Genomic DNA, 4,193 nt, shown 5'->3' with positions numbered 1-4,193 from the left:
ATACCGTTCAATATACCTTGAGCCAACCGGAAAGTTTCTGGAATTCTAAGACTACGATGGGGATCTTGATGCCGGTTAACGAAGAATTCCTGAAATCTAAAGGAGATGACTATGGTCAAGGGACTTCTCCATCTAGTATCCTCTACTGCGGTCCTTATTTGATCAAGTCCATCACTTCTAAATCTTCTGCGACCTTGGAAAAGAACCCAACATATTGGGATGCGGATAATGTCAAGATCAGTAAAGTCAAGTTGACCTATTATGATGGACAAGATTCAGAATCCTTGATCCGTGGATTTGATAAAGGCGACTATACGGTTGCCCGTGTCTTCCCAAGTGGCTCTAACTATAAGAGTGTAGAGAAGAAGCACAAAGACGATATCGTCTTTAGTGACCAAGGTTCCTCTACCTACAACCTTTCCTTCAACATTGACCGTCAGTCTTATGAAATTACAGCCAAGACCACAGATGCTCAAAAGACTTCAACTAAGAAAGCCATCTTAAATAAGGACTTCCGTCAAGCCATTATGTTTGCCTTCAACCGCAAGGCATACGTAGCTCAGGCGAACGGGGAAGCTGCTGCCAATAAGGTCATCCGTAATACCTTTACGCCACCAAACTTTGTTCAAATCAATGGCCAACAATTTGGGGATGCAGTAGAAAAAGACTTGGAAGCTTATGGGGATGAATGGAAAGGGGTCTCTGTCGCAGATGGAAAAGATACCCTCTACAATCCAACTAAGGCCAAAGAAGAGTTTGCCAAAGCTAAGGCAGATTTGCAGGCTCAAGGAGTTGAATTCCCAATTCATTTGGACCTTCCAACTTCTTCAACTTATACAGAAGGAATCAAACAAGCCCAATCCTTCAAACAGTCGATCGAGTCAACTTTAGGAGCAGAAAATATTGTTATTGATCTGAAAATGATCTCAGATGATGATCTTCAACGGGTCACCTACTTTGCTGAAAATGCTTCGCAACAAGACTGGGATTTGAACAATAACTTGGGTTGGGGACCAGACTATACGGACCCATCTTCTTACATTGATATCACTAGTGGTAAATCTGGCGAAAATGCCAATGCCTACTTTGGATTCGATGCTGGTACGGATAATGCGGCCGCAAAAGCAGCTGGCTTTGATGAATATGATCAATTAATTGAGGATGCCCAAAAAGAAACCACAGATGTCAACAAGCGTTATGAAAAATATGCTGCCGCTCAAGCTTGGTTGACCGATAGTGCACTCTTGATTCCGATCCATTCAGATGGAGCTTCTCCAGGTGTTCGTAAGACTGTACCATACTCCGCAGCCTTTGCTTGGACAGGCCACAAGGGTCAATCCTTCAACTATAAATATTTGGAAGTTCAAGACAAGGTCGTATCGGCTAAAGACTACGACAAAGCGCGTGAACAATGGAAGAAAGAAAAAGAAAAATCCAATAAAAAAGCGCAAGAAGAACTTGAAAAGCATGTAAAATAGACTTTTCTTAGAGAAAACAGGATGGACAGGTCCCGTACGGGACCTGTCTTTTTCTTTGTCTGAACCTTTAAAAATCGCCTAAAAATGGTATAATAGGAGCATCACGAAAATTGGAGAGACGCTATGAGTTTTTACGATCATAAAGAAATCGAGCCTAAGTGGCAAAAATACTGGGCTGACCATCATACTTTTAAGACAGGAACAGATGCTTCAAAACCTAAGTTTTATGCGCTTGACATGTTCCCTTACCCATCTGGAGCGGGTCTTCACGTAGGACACCCAGAAGGTTATACAGCAACAGATATCCTTAGCCGTTTCAAACGTGCGCAAGGCTACAACGTCCTTCACCCAATGGGCTGGGATGCTTTTGGTTTGCCTGCAGAGCAATATGCGATGGATACAGGGAATGACCCAGCAGAATTCACAGCAGAAAACATCGCTAACTTCAAACGCCAAATCAATGCGCTTGGCTTCTCTTACGACTGGGACCGTGAAGTCAATACGACAGATCCAAACTACTACAAGTGGACGCAATGGATCTTCACTAAGCTTTACGAAAAAGGTTTGGCTTATGAAGCTGAAGTACCAGTAAACTGGGTTGAGGAACTAGGAACAGCTATCGCTAACGAAGAAGTTCTTCCAGATGGAACCTCTGAGCGTGGTGGCTATCCAGTTGTCCGCAAACCAATGCGCCAATGGATGCTTAAAATCACTGCCTATGCGGAACGTTTGCTCAACGACTTGGATGACCTTGACTGGCCAGAGTCTATCAAGGACATGCAACGCAACTGGATTGGTAAATCAACTGGTGCTAACGTTACTTTCAAAGTAAAAGGGACTGACAAGGAATTCACCGTCTTTACAACTCGTCCGGATACCCTTTTCGGTGCGACCTTCACTGTTTTGGCTCCTGAACATGAACTAGTAGATGCCATCACGACACCTGAACAAGCTGAGGCTGTAGCGGACTACAAACACCAAGCTAGCCTTAAATCAGACTTGGCTCGTACAGACCTTGCCAAGGAAAAAACAGGGGTTTGGACTGGTGCTTATGCTATCAACCCTGTCAATGGTAAAGAAATTCCAATCTGGATTGCCGACTATGTTCTTGCTAGCTACGGAACAGGTGCTGTTATGGCCGTACCTGCCCACGATGAGCGCGACTGGGAATTTGCTAAACAGTTTGGTCTTCCAATCGTAGAAGTCTTGGAAGGTGGCAACGTAACAGAAGCTGCTTACACGGAGGATGGCCTTCACGTCAACTCTGACTTCTTGAACGGTCTCAACAAAGAAGAAGCGATTGCTAAAATCGTGTCTTGGCTAGAAGAAAAAGGCTTTGGTCAAGAAAAGGTGACCTACCGTCTCCGCGACTGGCTCTTTAGCCGTCAACGTTACTGGGGTGAACCAATCCCAATCATTCATTGGGAAGATGGGACTTCGACAGCTGTTCCAGAAAGTGAACTCCCACTTGTCTTGCCAGTGACCAAGGACATCCGCCCTTCAGGTACTGGGGAAAGCCCATTGGCCAACTTGACAGACTGGCTGGAAGTGACTCGTGAGGATGGAGTCAAAGGTCGTCGTGAGACCAACACCATGCCACAATGGGCAGGTTCAAGCTGGTACTACCTCCGCTATATCGATCCACACAACACAGAGAAATTGGCTGACGAGGACCTTCTCAAACAATGGTTGCCAGTTGATATCTACGTGGGTGGTGCAGAACACGCCGTGCTTCACTTGCTTTACGCTCGTTTCTGGCACAAATTCCTCTATGATTTAGGTGTCGTTCCAACTAAGGAGCCATTCCAAAAACTCTTTAACCAAGGAATGATCTTGGGAACTAGCTACCGTGACCACCGTGGTGCTCTTGTGGCAACTGACAAGGTTGAAAAACGTGACGGTTCTTTCTTCCATGTGGAAACAGGAGAAGAGTTGGAGCAAGCGCCAGCTAAGATGTCGAAATCTCTCAAGAACGTGGTCAACCCAGACGATGTGGTGGAACAATACGGTGCGGATACCCTTCGTGTCTATGAAATGTTCATGGGACCACTTGATGCTTCCATCGCTTGGTCTGAAGAAGGTCTGGAAGGAAGCCGTAAATTCCTTGACCGTGTGTACCGTTTGATCACAAGTAAAGAAATCGTTGCGGAAAACAATGGCGCTCTAGACAAGGTTTACAACGAAACTGTTAAGGCTGTTACAGAGCAAATCGAGTCTATGAAATTCAACACAGCCATTGCTCAACTCATGGTATTTGTCAATGCGGCGAATAAGGAAGACAAACTCTATGTGGATTATGCCAAAGGTTTTATCCAATTGATCGCTCCATTTGCACCTCACTTGGCAGAAGAACTCTGGCAAACAGTGGCAGCAACAGGCGAGTCTATCTCTTATGTGGCTTGGCCAACATGGGACGAAAGCAAATTGATTGAAGACGAAATTGAGATCGTCGTTCAAATCAAAGGTAAAGTCCGTGCCAAACTCATGGTTGCGAAAGACCTTTCACGCGAAGAATTGCAAGAAGTGGCTCTAGCTGACGAAAAAGTCAAAGCAGAAATCGATGGCAAGGACATCGTGAAAGTGATTAGTGTCCCTAATAAACTTGTTAATATCGTTGTTAAATAAAAATAAATCCTTCAGAGTTCAGCTCTGGAGGACTTTTTAGGCTCAGCTTGACAATAAATAGTATTTTTGTTAATATCATTAACAAAAGAG

At 44.6% G+C, this 4,193-nt stretch carries 2 protein-coding genes; both read left to right on the top strand.

What is annotated here, in order from left to right; translation table 11 throughout:
- The coding region (locus tag PAN06_RS13070) for an ABC transporter substrate-binding protein (protein ID WP_269796548.1) at positions 1–1,478 on the top strand (1,478 nt) is incomplete at its 5' end.
- A gap of 123 nt (positions 1,479–1,601) precedes the next feature.
- On the top strand, positions 1,602–4,103 hold the full coding sequence (gene leuS / locus PAN06_RS13065) for a leucine--tRNA ligase (protein WP_269796547.1): 2,502 nt from the start codon (positions 1,602–1,604) through the stop codon (positions 4,101–4,103).
- The last annotated feature ends 90 nt before the right edge of the window (positions 4,104–4,193 follow it).

Source organism: Streptococcus sp. SM3, from assembly GCF_027497875.1.
The sequence above is the reverse complement of the archived record's forward strand: the minus strand, read 5'-3'. Positions and strand labels throughout refer to the sequence as shown.